The organism is Idiomarina seosinensis (assembly GCF_044797955.1).
Lineage (GTDB): Bacteria > Pseudomonadota > Gammaproteobacteria > Enterobacterales > Alteromonadaceae > Idiomarina > Idiomarina seosinensis_A.
This window is the reverse complement of the sequence record NZ_CP085211.1, coordinates 326,703-348,454: the sequence shown is the minus strand read 5'-3', so window position 1 is coordinate 348,454 and position 21,752 is coordinate 326,703. Positions and strand designations below refer to the sequence as shown.

At 51.4% G+C, this 21,752-nt stretch carries 21 protein-coding genes; 11 read left to right on the top strand and 10 right to left on the bottom strand.

Annotation, left to right across the window (positions count from 1 at the left end; translation table 11 throughout):
- The first annotated feature begins 3 nt into the window (after positions 1-3).
- The 10 genes from kdsC to mgtE are packed head-to-tail and all read left to right on the top strand — an operon-like array spanning position 4 to position 7,106.
- Complete coding sequence (kdsC, locus tag LG288_RS01645; RefSeq protein WP_404403119.1) at positions 4-552, top strand: 3-deoxy-manno-octulosonate-8-phosphatase KdsC; 549 nt, start codon at positions 4-6, stop codon at positions 550-552.
- Complete coding sequence (lptC, locus tag LG288_RS01640) at positions 549-1,112, top strand: LPS export ABC transporter periplasmic protein LptC (protein ID WP_404401382.1); 564 nt, start codon at positions 549-551, stop codon at positions 1,110-1,112. Before kdsC ends, lptC begins: the two co-directional genes overlap by 4 nt.
- Complete coding sequence (gene lptA / locus LG288_RS01635; protein WP_404401380.1) at positions 1,081-1,617, top strand: lipopolysaccharide transport periplasmic protein LptA; 537 nt, start codon at positions 1,081-1,083, stop codon at positions 1,615-1,617. The genes lptC and lptA overlap by 32 nt, the downstream gene beginning before the upstream one ends.
- A 4-nt stretch (positions 1,618-1,621) precedes the next feature.
- Positions 1,622-2,347 carry an LPS export ABC transporter ATP-binding protein gene (gene lptB, locus LG288_RS01630; protein ID WP_404401378.1) on the top strand — a complete coding sequence of 242 codons (726 nt, stop codon included), beginning with the start codon at positions 1,622-1,624 and terminating at the stop codon, positions 2,345-2,347.
- A gap of 30 nt (positions 2,348-2,377) precedes the next feature.
- A complete protein-coding gene (locus LG288_RS01625; RefSeq protein WP_404401376.1) occupies positions 2,378-3,841 on the top strand; it encodes an RNA polymerase factor sigma-54 in 1,464 nt (487 codons plus the stop codon).
- A 27-nt stretch (positions 3,842-3,868) separates the two neighbouring features.
- The gene (gene hpf, locus LG288_RS01620) at positions 3,869-4,156 is read left to right on the top strand and encodes a ribosome hibernation promoting factor (protein WP_404401374.1); all 288 of its coding nucleotides are present in this window, start codon (positions 3,869-3,871) and stop codon (positions 4,154-4,156) included.
- A gap of 2 nt (positions 4,157-4,158) precedes the next feature.
- Positions 4,159-4,629, top strand: a complete 471-nt coding sequence (gene ptsN, locus LG288_RS01615) for a PTS IIA-like nitrogen regulatory protein PtsN (protein ID WP_404401372.1) — start codon at positions 4,159-4,161, stop codon at positions 4,627-4,629.
- Positions 4,620-5,465, top strand: a complete 846-nt coding sequence (rapZ, locus tag LG288_RS01610; RefSeq protein WP_404401370.1) for an RNase adapter RapZ — start codon at positions 4,620-4,622, stop codon at positions 5,463-5,465. Before ptsN ends, rapZ begins: the two co-directional genes overlap by 10 nt.
- A 4-nt stretch (positions 5,466-5,469) precedes the next feature.
- Positions 5,470-5,739: an HPr family phosphocarrier protein gene (locus tag LG288_RS01605; RefSeq protein WP_404401368.1), complete on the top strand. Its 270-nt coding sequence runs from the start codon at positions 5,470-5,472 to the stop codon at positions 5,737-5,739.
- Positions 5,740-5,741: 2 nt separating this feature from the next.
- Positions 5,742-7,106, top strand: coding sequence for a magnesium transporter (gene mgtE, locus LG288_RS01600; protein WP_404401366.1), 1,365 nt, complete (start codon positions 5,742-5,744; stop codon positions 7,104-7,106).
- A 6-nt stretch (positions 7,107-7,112) separates the two neighbouring features.
- On the opposite strand, the gene pmbA is transcribed toward mgtE, so the two are convergent.
- A complete protein-coding gene (gene pmbA, locus LG288_RS01595; RefSeq protein ID WP_404401364.1) occupies positions 7,113-8,459 on the bottom strand; it encodes a metalloprotease PmbA in 1,347 nt (448 codons plus the stop codon).
- A 134-nt stretch (positions 8,460-8,593) separates the two neighbouring features.
- Between pmbA and yjgA the strand changes: the two genes are divergently transcribed.
- The gene (gene yjgA / locus LG288_RS01590; protein ID WP_404401362.1) at positions 8,594-9,121 is read left to right on the top strand and encodes a ribosome biogenesis factor YjgA; all 528 of its coding nucleotides are present in this window, start codon (positions 8,594-8,596) and stop codon (positions 9,119-9,121) included.
- An 18-nt stretch (positions 9,122-9,139) separates the two neighbouring features.
- Here yjgA and tldD read toward each other — a convergent pair whose 3' ends face one another.
- Genes tldD through LG288_RS01545 form a run of 9 tightly spaced genes read right to left on the bottom strand, consistent with a single transcriptional unit; the run spans position 9,140 to position 21,645 of the window.
- Positions 9,140-10,585, bottom strand: a complete 1,446-nt coding sequence (gene tldD, locus LG288_RS01585) for a metalloprotease TldD (protein WP_404401360.1) — start codon at positions 10,583-10,585, stop codon at positions 9,140-9,142.
- A gap of 9 nt (positions 10,586-10,594) precedes the next feature.
- Positions 10,595-11,419 carry a carbon-nitrogen hydrolase family protein gene (locus tag LG288_RS01580; RefSeq protein WP_404401358.1) on the bottom strand — a complete coding sequence of 275 codons (825 nt, stop codon included), beginning with the start codon at positions 11,417-11,419 and terminating at the stop codon, positions 10,595-10,597.
- Positions 11,358-15,242, bottom strand: a complete 3,885-nt coding sequence (locus tag LG288_RS01575) for a YhdP family protein (RefSeq protein WP_404401356.1) — start codon at positions 15,240-15,242, stop codon at positions 11,358-11,360. The genes LG288_RS01580 and LG288_RS01575 overlap by 62 nt, the downstream gene beginning before the upstream one ends.
- Positions 15,242-16,708: a ribonuclease G gene (gene rng / locus LG288_RS01570; protein ID WP_404401354.1), complete on the bottom strand. Its 1,467-nt coding sequence runs from the start codon at positions 16,706-16,708 to the stop codon at positions 15,242-15,244. Before rng ends, LG288_RS01575 begins: the two co-directional genes overlap by 1 nt.
- Positions 16,698-17,306 (bottom strand): Maf family protein, encoded by a 609-nt coding sequence (locus tag LG288_RS01565; RefSeq protein WP_404401352.1) that lies wholly within the window; start codon positions 17,304-17,306, stop codon positions 16,698-16,700. Before LG288_RS01565 ends, rng begins: the two co-directional genes overlap by 11 nt.
- Complete coding sequence (gene mreD / locus LG288_RS01560) at positions 17,306-17,785, bottom strand: rod shape-determining protein MreD (protein WP_404401350.1); 480 nt, start codon at positions 17,783-17,785, stop codon at positions 17,306-17,308. Before mreD ends, LG288_RS01565 begins: the two co-directional genes overlap by 1 nt.
- Complete coding sequence (gene mreC / locus LG288_RS01555; RefSeq protein ID WP_404401348.1) at positions 17,778-18,638, bottom strand: rod shape-determining protein MreC; 861 nt, start codon at positions 18,636-18,638, stop codon at positions 17,778-17,780. Before mreC ends, mreD begins: the two co-directional genes overlap by 8 nt.
- 34 nt (positions 18,639-18,672) lie before the next feature.
- Positions 18,673-19,716 (bottom strand): rod shape-determining protein, encoded by a 1,044-nt coding sequence (locus LG288_RS01550; protein WP_404401346.1) that lies wholly within the window; start codon positions 19,714-19,716, stop codon positions 18,673-18,675.
- A gap of 57 nt (positions 19,717-19,773) precedes the next feature.
- Positions 19,774-21,645, bottom strand: a complete 1,872-nt coding sequence (locus tag LG288_RS01545; protein ID WP_404401344.1) for an SUMF1/EgtB/PvdO family nonheme iron enzyme — start codon at positions 21,643-21,645, stop codon at positions 19,774-19,776.
- Between the last annotated feature and the right edge of the window lie 107 nt (positions 21,646-21,752).

Sequence of the window (21,752 nt, the reverse complement as noted above, 5' to 3'; positions counted from 1 at the left end):
CAAATGATTAATACCTGGTACGGCGATATCAGTCAGCCGCTTTTTCAGCAGTTTGAGCAAGTCAAATTGTTAGTGCTGGACATCGACGGTGTTTTTTCCGACGGCCGGATTTACCTCGGTAACGACGGTGAGGAATTAAAAGCCTTTCACACACGCGACGGGTTTGGCCTTAAAGCTCTTATCAATGCAGGCTTTCAGGTGGCTGTAATTACCGGCCGTGAATCTGACATCGTCAGGCGGCGCATGCAGCACCTGGGCGTACAACATATTTTTCAGGGCCAGGATGACAAATCGACGGCATTCCAACAGTTACTGGGCGAGTTAGCTCTGGATGAGCCACAAGTAGCTTATGTAGGAGACGATGTGCCGGATCTGGCATTAATACAGCGGGCCGGGCTAGGGATTGCGGTTAATGATGCTCATCCTGCCGTTCAGCAGAATGCACAGTATATCACTCGCTGTCGCGGTGGCTTTGGCGCGGTTCGCGAAATCTGTGATTTAATCCTGCTGTCTCAGGGGCTGCTACAAAGCGCAGAAGGGATTAGTTTGTGAATTATCGAATCAGTTTTATTTTACTGATTCTGTTCAGTGTGGGCATCTTGCTGATCTGGCGGCCCTTTAGTGACGGCAGCGACACGGATAATACAACCCGCTCAGGCGTCATGAGTCCTGATTTTACTGCTACCGGCTTAAAAACACGGCTGTTTGAAACCGGCGGTTCTTTGGCTCATCAGCTCGATGCGCAGCGCATGGCTCATTATGTACAAATTGGCCTGACAGAGCTGCAGTCGCCGGTTTACTCGGTGTTTACCGACAATAATCAGGCGACCTGGCAAATCAGTGCCGAGCAAGGAACCTTTTACGATGATCAGACACTGATATTAGAGCGCGATGTTGAAATTGTCGCTTTACAGCCCGATACTGCAATTCAGCGGGTGGTGACTGAATACCTGGTGATTGATATGGCAGCCGAAACCATGCGAACCGATTCGCCCGTCAGCCTGTTCGGGCCGGGTCTGGCGATACAGGGCAATGGTTTAAAAGCTGACCTTTATGCTGAACGAATGGAGTTAAACCAACATGTTAAGACCGTATTTGAGCCTACCCAGTAGCTTTGTATTATTACTGGTAAGCTTTTTTGTGCAGGCTCAAGGCGAAGCGGACTTTGCCAAAGCGATCGAACTCACCGCGGCGCAAGAAGAACTGGATCTGAAGAATAACCGTTTAGTGTTAACCGGCGATGTCACCATCAGGCAAGGCACATTAGAAATAACTGCCGACCGCTTAGAGGCGCTGCGCAATAAACAACAGCAAACAGAGACTTTTATCGCCGTCGGCAGCCCGGCTCGCTACACACAGCAGCTGGATGATGGCTCGCAAATCAGCGCTCAGGCGAACCGGATTACTTACTATCAGAGCCGCCAGGTTCTGGAATTAACCGGTGATGCGCAACTTTCTCAGGGCTCAAGCAGTTCCAGTGCGCAAATCATCACTTATGACCTGGCCGGACAAAAAGTAACCGCCAGCGGTGAAGGCTCCGAAAATAATCGTGTCACTACCATCCTGACGCCGCGCGAACAAACTCAGGAAGAAGATAATAACGGGAACAACAATTAGCTTTATGTCTACTTTATCGGTTCGTCACTTAGCAAAAAGTTATAAGCGCCGGCAGGTGGTTAAAGATGTCAGCCTGCAAGTCAGCCAGGGCCAGGTTATCGGCCTGTTAGGGCCTAACGGCGCCGGTAAAACTACCACCTTTTATATGATTGTTGGCCTGGTTAACAGCGATAAAGGGCAAATTTATCTGGACGACGATGACTTAACGCTACTGCCCATGCATGAACGTGCCCGCAAAGGTATTGGTTATTTGCCGCAGGAAGCTTCGATTTTCCGGAAACTCAGTGTACGTGACAATTTAATGGCGATATTAGAAACCCGCAAACAGTTAAGTGCTGTACAACGAGAAGAAAAAGTGGACGCCTTATTAGAAGAGTTTAGTATCGGCCACATTGGCAATAGCTTGGGCATGAGTTTGTCCGGCGGCGAGCGGCGGCGAGTAGAAATTGCGCGCGCATTAGCGGCAGAACCAACCTTTATTTTGTTGGATGAGCCCTTTGCCGGCGTTGATCCAATCTCGGTTCTGGACATCAAGAAAATTATAGAGCACCTGAAAAATCGTGGTATCGGCGTACTAATTACTGACCATAATGTACGCGAAACCTTATCGGTGTGCGAACATGCTTATATCGTCAGTCACGGACAAATGATTGCCAGTGGTGATGCGGAGAGTATACTGGCTAATCAACAGGTTAAAGACGTTTACCTCGGTGAGCAGTTCACTCTATAACCCTCATAGCGTAACGCCGGGAGTGCAAGCATGAGACAAAGCCTTCAACTAAAAATCGGTCAGCAGCTAACCATGACACCTCAGCTGCAACAGGCTATCCGGCTGTTGCAACTGTCGTCACTGGATCTGCAGGCGGAAATTCAGGAGGCTCTGGACAGCAACCCGTTACTGGAAGTCGAAACCGACAACGAGGCACTTCCGTCAGAAGCCGAGGCGTCCCCAGAAACCTCAGCCACAGACACAAGCCAGCAGGAAACATCGGATGTCATTAATAATGACCAGTTGCCCGATGACCTGCCGGTAGACAGTAGCTGGGATGATACCTACACGTCATCGACGCCCGGTAGCAGCAGTTCTGGCTCCGGCCAGAGCTTTGACGGTGACGGCGAAAGCTACCAGGGTGAGACATCCGAATCGCTGCAGGACCACTTACTCTGGCAAATGCGGCTTTCTCATTTTTCCGATGAAGATGAGGCCATTGCCGAAATCATTATTGAGTCCATTGACGATACTGGTTATCTGCGGACCGACACCGATGACATTGTGGCGGCGCTAAACAATCCTGAGATTGGCGTTGAAGAAGTCAATATGGTGCTCAACCGGCTGCAGCAATTTGACCCGGTCGGAGTCGCCGCCCGCTCAGTTTCTGAGTGCCTGATCATTCAGTTACGCCAGTTATTTGCCGACCATCAACTGAAGCCAGCGGCTATCGAGTTAATCGAGCAACACCTGGACTTGCTGGGTAACCGCGATTACCGCACCATAATGCGTAAGATGAAAGTAACGGAGCCGCAGCTAAAAGAGATTCTTCAGTTAGTTCAGCAACTGCAACCACACCCCGGCGATGCCATAGCGCAAAAGCCGGTCGAGTATGTCATTCCGGATGTTTCAGTGCGTAAAAAGCAGGGTCGCTGGATGGTTGAACTGAACCCTGACAGCGTCCCCAGGCTAAAGGTCAACGAAGAGTATGCAGCATTAAGTAAAAGCACAAAAAATGCCGCCGACAACCAGTACATTAAATCGCACACCCAGGAAGCTCGCTGGTTTATAAAAAGCCTGGAAAGTCGCAACGAAACCCTATTAAAAGTCGCTAACTTTGTGGTGCAGCGGCAACAAGGTTTTTTCGAGCATGGTGAGGAAGCCATGAAACCCATGGTACTTAATGATGTTGCCGAAGCTGTAGATATGCACGAAAGCACAATTTCGCGAGTGACAACCCAAAAATTTCTGCACTGCCCACGCGGTGTTTTTGAATTAAAGTACTTTTTTTCCAGCCACGTCAATACCGAAGCTGGTGGTGAGTGTTCAAGTACGGCAATTCGTGCTTTAATTAAGAAGTTGGTTGCTGCCGAGAACCCGGCAAAGCCGTTAAGTGACAGTAAAATTGCTGAACTGATTGCGGAGCAGGGTATCAAAGTAGCCAGAAGGACGATTGCAAAGTATCGGGAGTCATTGAATATTGCCTCCTCGAGTCAGCGCAAAAGTCTGATTTAATCTGTAAGCAAAAAGAAGGAAGACGTTATGCAAATTAATTTGACCGGTCATCATATCGATATCACCGATGCGTTGCGTGATTACGTTGATACTAAGTTCGCCAAACTTGAGCGACACTTCGATCATATCAACAATGTGCACGTCATCCTGAAAGTAGAGAAAACTGCACAAATCGCTGAGGCGGATTTACATGTTAATGGTGGCGAGATTTTTGCCGATGCAGAACATGAAGACATGTACGCGGCTATCGATAGCTTAATTAACAAGCTCGATCGTCAAGTTATTAAACATAAAGAGAAAATGAATAAGCATTAATCATGCAACTTTCTGAGTTTTTAAGCCCCGACTGCACCAGGAGTGCAGTCGAGGGAGCAAGCAAAAAACGTGTGCTGGAAACCATCAGCCGTATAGCTGCTCCCAAACTCACGGGCATAAGCCGTGACGATATTTTTGAAAGCTTACTTAACCGCGAGCGGTTGGGCAGTACCGGTATTGGCTTAGGTATTGCAATCCCTCATGGCCGCCTAAGTAAAGCTTCGCAACCGGTCGCTGTTTTACTGACGCTGGCTGAACCGATCGAGTTTGATGCCATTGACAGCCAGCCCGTTGATATTATTTTTGCTTTGCTGGTTCCCGAATCGGAACATGAAAATCATCTGCAGACACTGGCTGCGGTTGCCCGGCGGATGAACGATAAAACCTGCACCCGAGCATTGCGTCAGGCCGACCAGGACCAGGATTTATACCACATATTTGTTAACGAGGATAATGGCGGAGCATGCAGTTAATCATTGTCAGTGGTCGTTCCGGCTCAGGTAAAACCATCGCCCTGCGGGTACTTGAGGATTTAGGATACTACTGTGTTGATAACCTGCCAATTGCCTTATTACCAACCTTAGTACACGCTGTTATGGCGCAGTACGACCGCATTGCCATTAGTATTGATGTTCGCAACTTACCCGAAAACTCTGACGAATTGCTGGAATCGCTCGATTTTTTACCCTCTGAAGTTGAACCACAAATTTTATTCGTCGACGCGGATGATCAAACACTGCTGCAACGCTTTGGCGAGACTCGCCGCCTGCATCCACTGTCGCAAAAAGAACTGCCGTTGATTGATGCCTTAAAGCTAGAGCATAAGTTGCTCGAGCCGATGATGGAAAGAGCCTGCTGGCGCATTGACAGCAGTAACCTGTCACTGCACCAATTAAGTGAACAGGTAACCGAGCGGGTGCTGGGCCGGGCGGAAAAGAAGCTGATCATTGTGTTTCAGTCATTTGGGTTTAAATACGGCCTACCGAAGGACGCAGACTTCCTGTTTGATGCCCGTATTTTGCCAAATCCCCATTGGCAACCCGAATTAAAGTTACTCAGCGGGCTTGATGATGATGTAAAACATTATTTTCGCCAGCAGTCATTGGTCGCCAAATACATTCATCAGATCGAAAACTTTCTTGCCACCTGGTTACCGCACTTTCAGCGGGCGAACCGCAGCTATTTGACTATTGCAACCGGCTGCACCGGCGGTCAGCATCGTTCCGTTTATATTACCGAGCAGCTGGCCGAACGATTCAGGCAAACGGCGACCAAAATTCAGGTTCGTCACCGCGAAATGGCAGACTAAGACGATGCTGTGCAAAACCTTGATTATCCGAAATAAACTAGGTCTGCATGCCCGGGCCGCAACCAAATTAGCGCAATTAACGCAACGCTTTGATGCGTCAATTACCGTCGAGCAGGACGGCCAGGCAGTTGATGCCGGTAGTGTTATGTGCTTAATGCTGCTGGCCGGCAAACAAGGTAAACAGGTTCAGGTTTGTGCCGAGGGCAACCAGGCCGAGCAGGCGCTGGCCGCTGTAACTGAACTGTTTGAACAACGTTTTGAGGAAGATGTCTGACCATGGCTGCCGAACTTTCTGACAAAGAATACGCTCAACAGCGTATCCAGGAAGTCAACGACGCGCTAGCTGACGGAATGTACGTTGCCGCCCGGCGAATGCTGCACAACATGCCGGCCTGCGACATTGCCCTGTTGCTGGAGTCATCCCCCCCCAAAAGCCGGGCTATTATCTGGAAGCTGGTCGATGTCGACGAGCACGGCGAAATCCTCGAAGAGCTCTCAGAAGAAGTTCAGAAATCCATTATTCGCCAAATGGCGCCGGAAAAGCTGGCTGCTGCTACCGAAGGTATGGATACCGATGACCTGGCCTATGTATTGCGGGGTCTGCCGGATCAGGTTTATCAGGAAGTTCTGAAGTCGATGGACGAGCGCGATCGCGAACGCGCTGAAACTGCTTTATCCTATGACGAGGACACGGCCGGCGGTATTATGAATACCGATACCATCACCGTTCGCGCCGATGTTACTGTCGATGTTGTTTTGCGCTATTTACGCCTGAAGGGTGAGTTGCCCGAAGCAACCGATATGCTCTATGTCGCCGACCGTAACGATCAATTAATTGGCGAAATCGCCCTTTCACGCCTGGTCACTGTCGATACCAGCCGGCTGGTCAGTGACATTATGTCCAGTGACGTGGTCAGTATACCGGTAGATATGCAGGAAACTGAAGTCGCTAAACTGTTTGAACGCTTTGACTGGGTTTCAGCGCCAGTTGTCGATGCTGATCAGCAATTAGTTGGCCGTATCACCATTGATGATGTCGTCGACATTATTCGAGAGGAAGCACAACACTCAATGCTGAGTATGGCCGGTCTGGAGGATGACGAAGACACTTTCGCTCCGGTATTAAAAAGTACCCGCCGCCGCACCGTGTGGCTGGCTGTCAATTTAGTAACCGCATTATTGGCGGCTATGGTCAGCTCGCTGTTCGAGGACATTCTGGCGCAGATGGCTGTATTAGCAATATTGAATACCATAGTCCCCAGCATGGGCGGTATCGCCGGTAGTCAGACTCTGACCCTGGTAATTCGCGGCATGGCCCTTGGCCACATTGGCACCAGCAATTCACGCTGGCTTATTGGTAAAGAACTGGCGATCGGTGCACTCAACGGTATCATTTGGTCTGTATTGATTGCTGCGGTGGTGGCGTTGTGGATGCAAAGCTGGCTGGTTGGCGGCATCATTGCCTTTGCCATGATGGCTAACCTTCTGGCAGCCTCACTCGCCGGTGTTACAGTACCGCTGATCCTGAAGAAGTTTGATATTGACCCGGCGTTAGCCGGCGGCGTCATCCTGACTACTGTTACCGATGTTGTCGGTATTTTTGCCTTCCTTGGCACCGCCACTTTGCTGTTGTCAGCTTAATACAGCCTAAACCCCGGCAATGCGTAACTCGTCCAGAAGCACTGAACCGGTGTGCAGCGCATGCCGTTTGTCTACATCAGCGCCGATAGCAACCATGTTACGCAGCATATCTTTCAGGTTACCGGCAATGGTGATTTCTTCTACCGGATACTGGATTTCACCGTTTTCTACCCAGAAGCCCGCAGCACCCCGGGAGTAATCGCCATTTACCAGATTCACGCCCTGGCCCATCAGCTCGGTAACCAGCAAACCTGTACCCATCTGCCGGCACAACTGTGCCAGTGACTGATCGCCGTGGCTGAGACGCCAGTTATGAATGCCGCCGGCATGGCCGGTCGGCTGGCGATTCAGTTTTCGCGCCGCATAGCTGGTCAGTAAGTAGGTTTGCAATACGCCGTTGGTAACAATATCCCGCTGATGAGTCGCCAGGCCTTCATTGTCAAAGGGACTACTCGCCAGACCGCCTTTGATATGAGGCTTTTCGGTAATAGTCAGCCACTCCGGTAACACTGTTTCGCCCAGCGCGTTCAGCAAAAAGCTCGACTTGCGGTATAGGTTTCCGCCACTGATGGCACTGATTAAGTGACCGAACAGGCTACTGGCGATATCAGCACGGAAAATAACCGGTACTTTGGCGGTATCAATTTTGCGCGCTCCCAGCCGTGACAGAGTTTCATCGGCGGCCTGTTCGGCAATGGCTTCGGCGCTGGCCAGATCCTGCGTTTTACGAGCCACAGAGTAACTCATATCACGCTGCATTTTGCCGTCCTGCTCGGCAATTAGCACACAGCTCAGATTATGCCGTGACTGCAGATAGCCGCCTAAAAATCCGTGGCTGTTGCCATAAACTTTAAAACCAGTATGGGAACCATATTGGGCCCCATCCGAATTAACGATGCGCGAATCAAGTTGCAGGGCATGACGTTCACACTTAAGCGCCTGCTCGATAGCATGGTCAGCACTTTGATCACCCGGATGACAGAGGTCTAAATCCGGATAATCCTCGGCCATAAGCTCTTTATCGGCCAACCCATTGTAAGGATCCGGTGACGTGTGACGGGCAATCTCGCACGCTTTTTTAACCGCTGCGGCAATCGCTTGACTGGAAAGATCAGTGGTTGAAGCCGAGCCTTTTTGATGATCCCGGTAAACACTGATACCTAACGCGCCATCCTGATTAAATTCAACGGTTTCCACTTCGCCCATCCGTGTGCCGACCGAAATACCGGAACTTTGACTTATGGAGCATTCTGCGGCACTGGCCCCCTGCTGCTCGGCGATACTCAGCGCTTCTGCAACGGCCTGTTCGACCTCTTCAAGTTGTTGTTGTAACTCTGCCTTTGTAACTTTCAAAAAGTACTCCTTAAATCGCTACCTTGTGGCTGACGAAAGCTGCTAAACTTATCTTTTAGCGTAATTAAAACGACCGGCCGTACGCTCGATGGGAGCTTGTCAGCCCGGTGCATAAAATTTTGGTGAATGAACACATGGCGAACAAAAACGCTCCGGCTCAAAACCCCGCAATTGATTCAGAACAGCTCAGCAAATCACAGCTAAAACGTGAAATGGATGCCCTGCAGGCAACCGGTCTGCAGGTCGTCAAGCTGACCGATAATCAGCTGGCGACGATTCCCCTTGACGACGAGCTGCGCGAAGCCATTTTGTTGGCGCGTCGCATCCAAAAAAAGCACGAAGCTTTTCGCCGACAAATGCAATTTGTCGGTAAGCTCATGCGGCTGCGTGATGTACAGCCAATTCAGGCTGCTCTGGATCAGGTAACAGGCCGTCAACAGCAGGCCACCACGCATTTTCATTCGATTGAACAGTGGCGCGAGCGCATCCTCGAACAGGGCAATGAAGCCATAACAGCATTCAGCCAAGAGTTCCCCGCTGCCGACTCAAAGCACCTGCAGCACCTGCGTCATGAGCATCAACAGCAACTGCAGCACCAAAAACCGCCGATGGCTTCACGCCAGTTGTTCGTTTATTTACGTCAATTAATGAGCAGCCAGTAGGCTGCTGCATGCCGTATATTACTCGGTGCCGCCGACGGTCATTGCATCAAGTTTTAACGTCGGTTGGCCAACGCCCACCGGTAAACTCTGTCCGTCTTTGCCGCAGACACCAACCCCTTCATCAAGAGCCAGATCATTGCCAACCATTGACACTTGTGCCATGGCATCCGGTCCGTTACCAATTAACGTGGCGCCTTTAACCGGGGTAGTGATTTTGCCGTCCTCGATTAAATAGGCTTCCGATGCCGAAAATACAAACTGCCCCGAGGTAATGTCAACTTGACCACCGGCGAACTGTGGAGCATAAATACCGCGTTTAACGCTGGCAATAATCTCCTCGGGCTGGTGTTCGCCCGCCAGCATATAAGTATTGGTCATCCTGGGCATAGGCAAATGCGCATAGCTTTCGCGACGGCCATTACCCGTTGCCGGCATGCCCATTAACCCGGCGTTTAACTTATCTTGCATGTACCCTTTTAACACGCCTTTTTCAATCAGCACGTTATAGCCGCTTTCGGTACCCTCGTCATCAATACTCATGGAACCGCGACGATCCTGCAAGGTTCCGTCATCGACGATGGTACACAGCTCAGAAGCTACTTTTTCGCCAATTTTACCGGCGTAAGCCGACGAGCCTTTTCGATTAAAATCACCTTCCAGACCGTGACCCACAGCTTCGTGCAGCAATACACCAGGCCAGCCGGCGCCAAGTACTACCGGCATGGTTCCCGCCGGGGCCGGCACCGCCTCCAGATTGACTAACGCCTGACGTACCGCCTCTTCAGCAAATTTTTGCCAGCGCGGTTTACCGTCCTGCAATACGAAATAGTCATAGCCTACCCGTGCACCGCCGCCTGAGCTACCTCGTTCACGGCGGTCGCCCTGCTCGGCAATAACACTGCAATTTAAACGCACGAGTGGACGACTGTCGCTGGCCAGAGTCCCGTCGGTAGCCGCTACCGTGACATCGTCGTAACTGCCGGCGAGGCTGACAACTACTTGCGTAACGCGGGAATCCTGCGCCCGCGCATGGGCATCAACCTGCTTTAACAGAGCGATTTTATCTGCTTCGGTCATCGAGTTTAACGGGTTATGGCCGGCATAACGGGCGTTAACCGACTGACTTTTCAGTGCCTGTACGGACTTGCTCTGCCCCTGCCGGGCAATACCGCGAGCCGCCTCGCAGGTGCGCTTTAAAGCCTGGCTGGTAATCTCATCCGCATAAGCAAAGCCGGTCTTTTCACCCTGAACAGCGCGAACGCCCATTCCGGTTTCGATATGGTAAGCCCCGTCTTTAATAATGCCGTCTTCCAGCACCCAGGACTCATTAACACTGTTCTGCAGATAAATATCGGCAAAATCAATGGCGCCCGTATACAGACTTTCTAATGACCGCTGCAACTGCTCTTCATCAATATCCCATTGTTTTAGCCATGGGACTGGCTGATTACTACTGTTGGACATGAAACCTCTTTACTGGGTAAGCGAAACGTGAAACCGGCCTTGTTCAGCAACCGGTATTTGTTGCCGTATTTTGTCCAGCTGAACTTTATCAAATTCTGCTGAAATGCAGGCTTCCCCGTGGTCCTGCTCTGCAAGCACCTGCCCCCAGGGATCAACAATTAATGAATGACCATAGGTTTTGCGGCCGTTTTCATGCTCGCCAAATTGGCCGGGAGCCACCATATAAACCTGCTGTTCAATAGCCCGCGATCTGACCAGAGTATGCCAGTGCGCTGCACCTGTAACCTGAGTGAATGCGGATGGTAAAGCGATAATATCGGCACCTGCCTGGCGCAGTGCTTTAAATAGTTCAGGAAAACGAACATCATAACACACCGCCATACCGACCACAGCAAAGCCACAATCGATGGTGACAATCTGGTTTCCCGGACGCGTCCAGCGCGATTCACGATATTGACCGGTATTATCGGCGACATCGACGTCAAATAAATGTATTTTGTCGTAGCGGGCCAGTTGACTACCATCTGGACCAAAACATAACGAAGCCGCGGCAAATCGCTCCCCGGCCTGTAGTGGCAGGGTACCACCAATCAGGTAAACCTGATGCTGCGCTGCCAGCTCGGCCAGCCTTTTTTGCACCGGCCCTTCACCAGGCTGTTCAGCCATCTGCTGCTGCGCCCGATCGCCGGCTCCGAAACAGCTAAAGGCTTCCGGCAGCACAACCAGTTGCGGGCGTTGCTCCGGCAACTGCTCCAGCAGGCGCGCAACGCGCTCAAGGTTTTGTTCGGGAGTCTGCCGACTGCTGAGTTGAACTGCGGTTAATTGTGCTGTCATTATTACTTTCCTCCTCACCGATTTCGACCTCAGGAATGTCAACCGGACGACTGTCTCGTTCCACCTCAGTCACCTCGGGATTACCAATAGTACCGGACACCTGATAACGAAGCTGGGAAATAACTTCGGCATCCTGCAGGACTTTATCAATCAGTAGCGCTGCCAGCCCACTGGGCGGGTTGATCATCCAGGCTAATATCACTGGTAAGCTGGATGTCACTTTCGGCGCATAAGTTAGTTGATAGTCAAGGTTCTCGTTAACCAGGTTGGTGGTTCCCTTGATGTCCATGTTACCGGCTGAGCCCTGCATTTGGGTATCGTCAGTTTTTACCACACCATCCGCTATCTGGGCACTACCGGACAAGTCGGTATAGAACATGCCCTGGGAAAAAATATCCCGAAAGTCGAGTGTCAGCTTGCGCAGAATTCCGTCCAGGCTCAGTAGCGAAAATAATCGCGCTCCGCCATCACTCACCTCGGCCAGATAACCCCGCCCCAGCGACCAGTTGATCGCGCCGCCCAGGCTTTTTGCGTCAAACTGGTGTGGGTGATCGTTCCACTGCAGACCAAACTCAACCTCGGCCTCGCTGTCGCGGATTGCCGTTTCCAGGCTGTAGGCCCGCAATAAGTCACCAATATCCTCGCTTTGCAAGGTCCCGCTAACCTGAGTGGTTGCTTGCTCCTGACCCACCAGCCAGGAACCCGACGCCGTTAATTGCGAATTTTCACTGCTTGCCTCAAGCCGGGTTAACTCAACACCGTCCTGAATCGGCTGCAAGCGGGCTACCACATCGGTAAACCGTTTATCGTCCAGCTTACAGGTTTTACAACGAATGTTCAGCGGCGGCAAGCGAGTTACCCATTGCCACTGCTGTTCACTTTGTCGCAATGGCGTGGTTCGCTGCAGTTCTAGTTCTGACGACAGTTCAATGTAGTCGGCATCGACAGTTATTGGCTGCTCGGTAAACTGAGCCGGAATTTGGGTCACCAGCGCCAGTCCTTCGCCACGAGCGGACCCTTCCCAGCCTTGCGAATCCGGCAGCAGTGTCAGTTCAACATCCTGAAAACTTTGCCCCGCCCAGGACACACTATCACTGGCGACACGAATATAATCGGGCAGATAGGTTTTAGTAACGGTTGCTGAATCGTCTGTATCCGGCGATAAGTCCTGCTGTAAAAAGTAAATTAAATCGTACCACTCGGCCACGTTAAGCTGCGGCAGCTGGGCATTAATTAAAAAACCGTCGGTCTTAATGCCCGCCGGCAGCTGTGCCTGGCCGATATTTAATGTCGCCTGTTGCCAGCCCGATTGTGATGACTGCCACTGACTTTGCCAGCGCAGCGTATCGGCCATGGACAACTGCATTTCCAGCTGTTCGCCACTGCCCTCTATCGTTACCTGCAACTGACCTGTGTCTCCTGAGGCTTTGTTAAGAGGGGCCGGCAAGTCCGATGTCACTTCGGTGATATCGATATTGGATTGCCAGCGGCTTGTTATTTTATCCCCCAGCTCGAGATTGAATTGCCCCTGCCCCTGCAAGGCGCCACGAAAATATTGATCCCAGCCATTAACCGGCATGGCTTTAATTAAGGGTTCCAATTGCCAGTCTACTTCAGTATTAACAGTTAGGGCGTAGTTACCGTCGGCCCGGCTACCGGAAACCTCGGCCTCGATCGGCTGTTGGTACCAGCTTAACTGCAAATCACGGGTACTGACCTGATCGTTGTTAATCTGTAACTGTCCGCCGCGAACGCCAAATTGCTGGTCAATTGCCGGCAGGTAGATTTGTTGCCCGCTGAGGTCAGCGCTTACCGACACATCCACTTTCCGCGAACGATTAAACGGAATGTCCAGGCTAAACTCGCCTTTGACCGGGTTTTGTGGCTGAACCTGCTGCAGAGCTTCGGCAATACCGGTCAGCGGCGACGCGGAAAACACCGGTTGTAATTGCGCGCCAGCAGCACTGATCCGGCTGTTCAGTTGCAGGCCTTTTTCGGCGTCGGTCAGTTGCGGAATGCGGGCAACGACCTGATCAATATCGACCTCCATTAAACGCCCGCTATCGGCGAACATGCTCAGGCCCCTCTGATAGAAATCCAGACGCAGTGGCAGCTCTTGCACTGCTGGCCAGCTCGGCTGAAACTGATAATTCAGTTGCGAGAAGTCGACCCGCGCATTGAACAGCCCTTGCATGCTTTCATCAGGGAACTGATTCAGTGGACCCCGCCAAAGTACCTGTAAACCGTCGATAGAGCCGCCTTTCAGAGCCCCGGAAAGGTATTTTTTAACGCCACTGCCCATTATTTCCGGCAGAAATTTACGTGCTGTTGCCACGGCAAAAGGGTTTTCATTGTGTATATGCCATTCAACCTGTGGTGGCCCCTGCTTATCAGCGCGGATATTACCGGTGATACTTAAATTTAAATCATCCAGCTGCAGCACAGCCGGCGTAATGCTGACAAGCCAGCCATCACTGTCGGCTTGCCATGAGCCATTGAGATCGAGCTTACCCAGTTGCCAGGCCTGCTGACTGGACAACGCAGAACTGCTTAGGGTGACCTGATCATTGTGCAATCGCCACCAACCACGATTATTTTCGCCCAGCACCGCAACCTGTAGCGGCGACCACGACGGCATAGCGCCACTGCCGCCGCTTTGCAGATCATTGCTCATAATCAGCCAACGCCGCTTGTCGCTGGTCAGATCCAGTCGGATATCGGCGTGCGCCCGGGTTTCTGCTCGTTGTTGCCGGGCGACTTTGTCGGTCAGCTCAGGTGCCAGCCATTCAACGAAGGGCAGCAAGTCGTGCAAAGGAACCGCATCGCTGCTGATAAGGTTTTGCTGACTGTCACTTTGCCAGGCTATCAGCGGCAATTCAAAAGTGCGCTCATCAAGCTCTATACTCATCGGCTGAACATTCAGCAGCCAGCCGTTTCCGCTGGGCTGAATAGCCACCTCACCCGAAGGAATATGCAAATTAGCCGCCTGTCCCGCCACGTTGGCCTGAATACGGTTATCCCGCAGCTGCAAATGGCCGGCTGAAATACCCCCGTCACGAAGCGTCAGCCAACTAGTAAAGTTAACGCTGGACTCGGTGATATCAACATCGCCGAGGCGTTGTTCAAGCCACGGCGATATATCCACCTGGCGCGAGTCGACATAAAACTGCCCATCCGCGTTGGCAAGCTCATTACCCTCTAGCTGAATAATAAAGTCCAGGCTGTTACTGGTAAAATCGCGCACCCTGAACTTGCCCACACCCTGGTGCTGCGAACCCTGGTTAAGCCAGGACAAGCGTTCAATAACCACTGAACGGCGGTTACCGGCGAGGTTAACTACGTTGAGCTCACTTTCGGTTAACGAAAAGCGCTCCAGCTGTTGTAAAAAAAGGTTTTCCAGCAGATCCAGACTGATGCTTTCCTGCTGCTGTCGCAATTGCCTTAAATCGACGTTAATGCGGGCTTTATTAAGAATAAATTCCTGCGCCACAACCTGCTGTTGCAACAAGGATTTCCAGAAATCCAGAACCACAGCGATGGTATCAACCTCAACCTGAATCGGAGAGGCCGGATCGGACTGCAGACTAATGCCGGAAACGTCAATAGCCGGCCCCTGCCGATGCCAGGACATCGACAGCTGCTCTATTGCAACCGGCTGTTGCAGTTGTTCTTCAATTTGCAGCGCCAGCTGCCGGGACACATCGGGTATATGCGGCAGCGCGTAACGCAGGCCGCTCATCACCACAGCGGCCAGCACCAGCACAATCGCCAGCGCTAACCAAATCTTATTTAGCAACCAAAGTAAACTTCGACTGACCGACACTACATCATCACCACGTCAAATTGCTCTTGATTATAGAGAGTTTCTGTTTGTACGGTTATTTGACGGGAAACAAACACCTCAAGTTCCGCCAGGGTGTGAGATTCTTCGTTTAATAAGAAATCACTGACCGCAGCTGAGGCATAAACCACAAATTTATCAGCTTCATAGGCTTTGTGTACCCGTACAATTTCGCGCAGAATTTCATAACACACGGTTTCCACGGTTTTCATTGAGCCGCGTCCGCGGCATACCGGACACTCGCCGCAAAGCACATGCTCGAGGCTCTCGCGGGTTCGTTTACGGGTCATTTCTACCAGGCCCAGGGTAGTGAATCCGTTAATCGAGGTTTTTGCGCGATCTTTAGCCAGCGCCTGCTCCAGGCTATGCAGTACCCGTCGCTTGTGTTCTTCGTTTTGCATATCGATAAAATCGATAATAATAATGCCACCAAGATTACGCAGCCGAAGCTGGCGGGCAATCGCCTGGGTTGCTTCAATGTTCGTATTAAAAATGGTTTCTTCTAAATTGCGATGACCGACAAAGGCGCCGGTATTAATATCAATAGTAGTCATCGCTTCGGTCTGGTCAATTATCAGCGAGCCCCCTGACTTGAGACCGACGCGGCGATCCAAGGCGCGTTGGATTTCATTTTCGATATCAAACAAATCAAAAATCGGCCGGTCACCGGTATAATATTCCAGTACCGTACTTAATTCAGGAATAAAGTCGCCGGTAAATTGCTTCAGTTGCTCTATGGTTGTGCGCGAGTCTACCCGTATTCGTTCAATAGGTTCACCGACAAAGTCGCGTAACACACGGCAGCACAAGTTTAGGTCTTCATATAAGACGCCGACTTTGCGCTGGGTTTTGGTGCGTTTTTTTATTTGCTGCCACAACCGGGTTAAAAAGTCTGCGTCGCTGCGCAATGCACCATCGTTGTTACCTTCGGCGGCCGTGCGCACAATAAAGTGGCCGTCCTCAGTGCTGAGTGTTTCGGCCAGATTACGCAGACGTTCCCGTTCTTCATTGTCGTCAATACGCTGAGAAACCCCGACATGGGCGCTTTTTGGCATAAAGACAAGATAGCGCGACGGTAAGGTAATGTCAGTGGTCAGGCGCGCTCCTTTAGTGCCCAGCGGGTCCTTTACGACCTGAACCATAATATGCTGACCCTGGCGAACCAGTGACGTGATACTGGGCTCGGGGCGCTCGTCGCGCTCCAGAGGCTCTCCGTCAATGCGACTGACAATGTCCGAGGCGTGTAAAAAAGCCGCTTTATCCAGCCCAATATCAATAAATGCCGCTTGCATGCCCGGCAGTACCCGGGACACTTTGCCCATGTAGATGTTACCGACCAGGCCGCGCTTAAGCTGTCGTTCAATATGGACTTCCTGCAAAATGCCGTTCTCAACCAACACCACACGGCTTTCTGTAGGGGTCACGTTCATTAACACTTCAACACCCATCGTGACTCCTTAAGTGACTTTGCATACGCTGCAATAACGCGTCTGTTTGATATAAAGGTAGACCAACAACACCGGTGTAGCTGCCATTGATGCGTTTAACAAATCGCCCAGCAGCTCCCTGGATCCCATAGCCACCGGCTTTATCCACCGGCTCACCGGTGTTCCAGTAGCTATGCGCCTGGTCAGAACTGATCTCGCCAAATTCAACCTCAGTGGTAACTTCAATAACCTCAGCCCGGTGATTATTGTCAGCCGCGGTTGGCTGACAGGCCACCACGGCCACCGCCGTACGCACCTGATGTTGCTGACCCGACAAAGCGGCCATCATTTCAAGAAAGTGATTTTTATCGCGGGGTTTTTCCAGTACCTGACCATTAAAGTCAATTAAGGTGTCGGCGCCCAGTACCAACGCATCTGAATCCAGTGTCGCTGCCACGGCCCGGGCTTTATCTAACGCCAGCCGCTGCACATAAGCCGAAGCACTTTCCTGAGCTTGGCGGAATTCCTCTACCGCAGGAACAACACAGCTAAAGTGCGGACATATTTGCTGAAGCAGCTGGCGGCGGCGCGGTGACGCTGAAGCAAGAATAAGAGCCATTAATTAACTCCAAAGTGGCGCCGTATTTTGCGAAGTAACGGAAACAACCAAAGCCAGAACAGTGCCGATGTCAAAGCCGGCCAAAAATAACTGGCGGTAAAGTCGGCATCGTGAATAAAAACGTTAGCCTGAAACACCAGCATGCGCTTTAACAGAATTAAAAAAGCAACCAGGATGGCCTGCTGGGGTAACGAAAAGTTTCTGAAACGCTGAAAGTGGCGGGCAACAAAGTAGGTTACCACAATCATACCCAGCGCATGCACCCCGAGCACCGAGCCCAGCAATATATCACTGAGTACCCCCAGTACCAGCGCGGTACCCATATTTACCCGGTGCGGAATTGCCAGCACCCAGTATAACAGCACCAACGTTACCCAGTCGGGCCGGAACGTATCTAATCCTGCGGGCATAGGCATAACCATCAGCACCAGAGCAATCAGATAACTGATGATTAAGGTCATAGTGCCGCGCTTAAGCATCAGGTTCGCCCTCGTAAATTGGCTGTTGCGGATCATCACTTTGCCACAGCAGCAGCACATTACGAACCCGGTCAAGCTGCGAAATCGGGTCGGCCTGAACCTTCGCAAACGGAAGTGACTCGTCGCGTTCTATCCCGGTTATTTTAGCCACGGGATACCCTTCCGGGAACACGTTCCCAAGCCCCGAAGACATCAGTAAATCGCCAACCGCAAGCTCGGTGCTGTGCGGAACAAACATCAGCTGCAATCGGCCGATTTCGCCGGTACCCTGAGCCAACGCCCGGATATCTTTACGCTCAGAGCGCAGCGGAATCGCATGACTCTGGTCAGAAATAAGCAGAACCCTTGCCGTATTGCTGCCGACATCCTGTACCTGTCCGACAATGCCGCGACTGTCTAATACGGCCTGCCCCTCGTACACCCCGTTAAGAGCGCCCTTATTGATCACCAGCTGCTGACTAAAAGGCTCAGAAGCGACCGCTATCACCTCAGCCACCATACGGCGATTGGGAGCTCTTTGTTCGGAACCCAGTAACTCACGCAGGCGCTTATTTTCGTTAGTTAAAAAACTCAGCTGCTGAAGCTGGCCCTGCTGCTCGAGCAGTTGCCGCCGCAGCCGTTCATTTTCAGACGCCAGCTGATCCTGGCTTTTGAAGGAGTCTGAGAAACTGGTCAGCATTTGTTCCGGCAGAATGGCCAGATACTGAACCGGTGTCACCAGTGAGTTAAGGAATAAGCGAACCGGCTGCATCGCCTGAAGCTTGTGGTCAATAAACATCAATAAAAACGAACAGGCTAGTGCGAGCACTAGCCTGGACAATAAGGACGGGCCTCTGACGAATAATGTTTTCATCGCTGCGCTAGGTCACCCCGTTACTAATCGCTGCTTACTCGTAACTAAACAAGTCACCGCCGTGCATATCGATCATCTCAAGCGCCTTGCCGCCACCGCGGGCTACGCAGGTCAGCGGGTCATCGGCAATGATTACCGGAATGCCGGTCTCTTCGACTAACAGACGATCCAGATCTTTCAGTAGCGCACCACCACCGGTCAGCACCATGCCCCGCTCGGAGATATCCGATGCCAGCTCCGGTGGCGATTGCTCAAGTGCCACCATGACAGCACTGACAATGCCCATCAAGGGCTCCTGCAGGGCCTCCAAGATTTCATTGCTGTTAAGTGTGAACGAGCGCGGTACACCTTCGGCGAGGTTACGGCCCCGTACTTCAATTTCTTTTAGCTCTTCGCCCGGGAATGCTGAGCCAATCTCATGCTTAATACGCTCCGCCGTCGCATCACCAATCAAGGCACCAAAGTTGCGGCGGACATAATTGATGATGGCTTCATCAAATTTGTCACCACCAATACGCACTGATGAGGAATAGACAACCCCGTTTAGCGAGATGATGGCGACTTCGGTGGTACCACCACCAATATCGACAACCATTGAGCCGGTCGCTTCGGATACCGGCAGGCCGGCGCCGATAGCTGCGGCCATAGGTTCATCAATTAAATAGACTTCACGAGCGCCGGCACCCAGTGCAGATTCGCGAATTGCCCGGCGTTCCACCTGGGTTGAGCCACAAGGGACACATACCAGGACCCGGGGGCTGGGACGAAAGTAGTTGCTGTCGTGTACTTGCTTGATAAAAAACTGCAGCATTTTTTCGCACACGTAAAAGTCGGCAATAACGCCATCTTTCATTGGCCGGATAGCTTTAATGTTGCCCGGCGTCCGCCCCAACATTTGCTTTGCTGCTGAGCCGACGGCAGCAATAGCTTTTGGTCCACCCGAACGCTCCTGGCGGATCGCTACCACGGAAGGCTCGTTAAGCACGATGCCTTCATCTTTTACATAGATTAACGTGTTTGCGGTTCCCAAATCGATGGATAAATCATTGGAAAAAAGGCCGCGAATTTTCTTGAACATGAAGCGGTAAATCCCTACTTAAAAGCTAAAAACTGCAATGATAACGCAACTGGCACACTATTGCGCTCTTACTACCCGAAAACCTATATAGTTTGAACTAAAATCCGCCGGCAACTTCATCCGGGTTGAAACCCGGGCCAGGCTTGGCGCAAAATTCCAGGCGCCACCGCGCACTAGAGAGCCCTGTTCAGAGGCAGTCCACTCCCAGACGTTGCCGACAGTGTCGTAGAGACCCCAGGGGTTGCGTTGAAAGCTTTTAACCGGAGCGGTACGAGTATTGGACCACTCGCTGCCACAATTACGGCAATTTGCATTACCTACGCCAATATCGTTGCCCCACCAGAAGTCGGTTTCGGTTTTTGCCCGGGCAGCATATTCCCAATGCTTTTCCGTTGGTATGGTATAGGCAAAACCGCTTTTTCTGGACAACCAGTTAGCGTAAGCTTTAGCATCATTAAGGCTGACACAGACAACCGGAGAGTCATCAGCCTGAGAAAAGCCCGGGCTACGCCAGTTAATACTTTGCTCAAAGCGCGGAGTGCCGTTCACTAAATGTGCACAGTCCCCACTTTGTTCTGCTTCAGTAACATAAGCTGAATCAGTGACGAAACGACGAAAATCCGCAACGGTTATCTCAGTACTGCTAATCGCGTAGGGCTGTTCGATAGTTTCAGTGGTCGCCGGGCGTTCATTGGGTAAGCCGTTACCGGTCAAATCACCCATTTTAAAGTTACCGGCTGGCACAACAACCAGTTCAGGACCCCGCACATCACGATACAAAATATCCTGAATTTTTTCGCCGCGGGCAAAGGAATAATCGGCCTTTTCCAGCTCAGCCCAAACAGTCTGAGCATCTTTGAGGTTAAGTTCACGGCTAAAGGTTTCATAGCCATATTTTAAAATTTCAACCTCGTGCTTACCGCCCGGCAGCATCACTTCAATCGGCGTAGAGCCATAGCTGACGCCATCGATTTTAACTTCGTCATCGTAAACGTTAGAGCGCACAGTTACCGGATGCATCACTGAACTGTCTGCGGCAACTTCGGCACTCTGGTAGTTATCCCGGCGCTGTGCCTGATTACAATAACGGGCGTCTAACCCCAACAATACACAGGATTGTGAATCCGCGAGTTGACCACGCAACTCAACCGACATCTGCACACCATAGGTACCCTGGCCGCTGAACCCTTCATCGACAACTCTGGAGCCAAGAATTTGTACGTTAGGGCGCACATCGTCAAGGTTTTCTCTGGCAAGGCTTGCCTCGGTGAGGCTATCAACGGTGTCAGTTAAAAACGTTTTGGAGGCCTGCTGCTTGGCCAGCAATTTGCCCCGTGATTCACATTGCGCCAGCGTTTCCTGGCGATCACAGGTAATAGATTCATTAATCTCACGGGTGCCGGTGCGATTAAACTCTCTTTGTAAACGCTGGACCCGCGCGGTTTTACGACGTTCTTTCAGGGTTTCGATTTCGTTTATCAGGGTATGCCGGCTGACTCGCGCTTCTTCAACTTCGCGGCCCTTGGCATTGACCTGCTGCACCAGCTGATTTATTTCTTTTTTGTTTTCCTGGTGCGCCATCACCGCTTCTTTATAGGCCTGCTGGGCACCGGCAATATCAATGCTGGGATCATCCACCAACTGCTGATAGCGCTCGTTCATTTCATTAAGTGCAGACTGCCGACGCTGCTCGAGGGAGTCGCTGCGCTCACGTAAGGACGCTAGCCGCTCTTTTAACTGCCGCTCCTCTTCCAGTAAGTTCGCAACGGTGTTAGAGAAGTTCTCGTACTCGGTCTCTAAGGTCGCAATTTGGTTTGATATTTCTCCGACAGACAGCTGACTTTGTTCTGTTTCTTGATAAGCCAGTGCTGTCGAGGCGAATGTCAAAGTAGAAGCCATAACCAGGGCCAGTCGAGCCAGTCGCATCATATTCCCATTCCAAGCTTGAAAATAACGCAGCGGCAAGTCGCTAAACGGTCACTGCGCTGGAGTTATTATAGTTTTATTGAACGTTTGTCGACGTCACGCATTTTTAC

What these genes read in the sequence shown, in the direction of transcription:
- lptA (WP_404401380.1), top strand. Translation starts at nt 1,081, where the DNA reads ATGTTAAGACCGTATTTGAGCCTACCCAGTAGCTTTGTATTATTACTG.
- tldD (WP_404401360.1), bottom strand. Translation starts at nt 10,585, where the DNA reads ATGTCCAACAGTAGTAATCAGCCAGTCCCATGGCTAAAACAATGGGAT.
- mgtE (WP_404401366.1), top strand. Translation starts at nt 5,742, where the DNA reads ATGGCTGCCGAACTTTCTGACAAAGAATACGCTCAACAGCGTATCCAG.
- ptsN (WP_404401372.1), top strand. Translation starts at nt 4,159, where the DNA reads ATGCAACTTTCTGAGTTTTTAAGCCCCGACTGCACCAGGAGTGCAGTC.
- LG288_RS01550 (WP_404401346.1), bottom strand. Translation starts at nt 19,716, where the DNA reads ATGTTCAAGAAAATTCGCGGCCTTTTTTCCAATGATTTATCCATCGAT.
- mreD (WP_404401350.1), bottom strand. Translation starts at nt 17,785, where the DNA reads ATGCTTAAGCGCGGCACTATGACCTTAATCATCAGTTATCTGATTGCT.
- rng (WP_404401354.1), bottom strand. Translation starts at nt 16,708, where the DNA reads ATGGGTGTTGAAGTGTTAATGAACGTGACCCCTACAGAAAGCCGTGTG.
- LG288_RS01605 (WP_404401368.1), top strand. Translation starts at nt 5,470, where the DNA reads ATGCTGTGCAAAACCTTGATTATCCGAAATAAACTAGGTCTGCATGCC.
- LG288_RS01545 (WP_404401344.1), bottom strand. Translation starts at nt 21,645, where the DNA reads ATGATGCGACTGGCTCGACTGGCCCTGGTTATGGCTTCTACTTTGACA.
- hpf (WP_404401374.1), top strand. Translation starts at nt 3,869, where the DNA reads ATGCAAATTAATTTGACCGGTCATCATATCGATATCACCGATGCGTTG.
- mreC (WP_404401348.1), bottom strand. Translation starts at nt 18,638, where the DNA reads ATGAAAACATTATTCGTCAGAGGCCCGTCCTTATTGTCCAGGCTAGTG.
- lptB (WP_404401378.1), top strand. Translation starts at nt 1,622, where the DNA reads ATGTCTACTTTATCGGTTCGTCACTTAGCAAAAAGTTATAAGCGCCGG.
- kdsC (WP_404403119.1), top strand. Translation starts at nt 4, where the DNA reads ATGATTAATACCTGGTACGGCGATATCAGTCAGCCGCTTTTTCAGCAG.
- yjgA (WP_404401362.1), top strand. Translation starts at nt 8,594, where the DNA reads ATGGCGAACAAAAACGCTCCGGCTCAAAACCCCGCAATTGATTCAGAA.
- LG288_RS01565 (WP_404401352.1), bottom strand. Translation starts at nt 17,306, where the DNA reads ATGGCTCTTATTCTTGCTTCAGCGTCACCGCGCCGCCGCCAGCTGCTT.
- LG288_RS01625 (WP_404401376.1), top strand. Translation starts at nt 2,378, where the DNA reads ATGAGACAAAGCCTTCAACTAAAAATCGGTCAGCAGCTAACCATGACA.
- LG288_RS01580 (WP_404401358.1), bottom strand. Translation starts at nt 11,419, where the DNA reads ATGACAGCACAATTAACCGCAGTTCAACTCAGCAGTCGGCAGACTCCC.
- rapZ (WP_404401370.1), top strand. Translation starts at nt 4,620, where the DNA reads ATGCAGTTAATCATTGTCAGTGGTCGTTCCGGCTCAGGTAAAACCATC.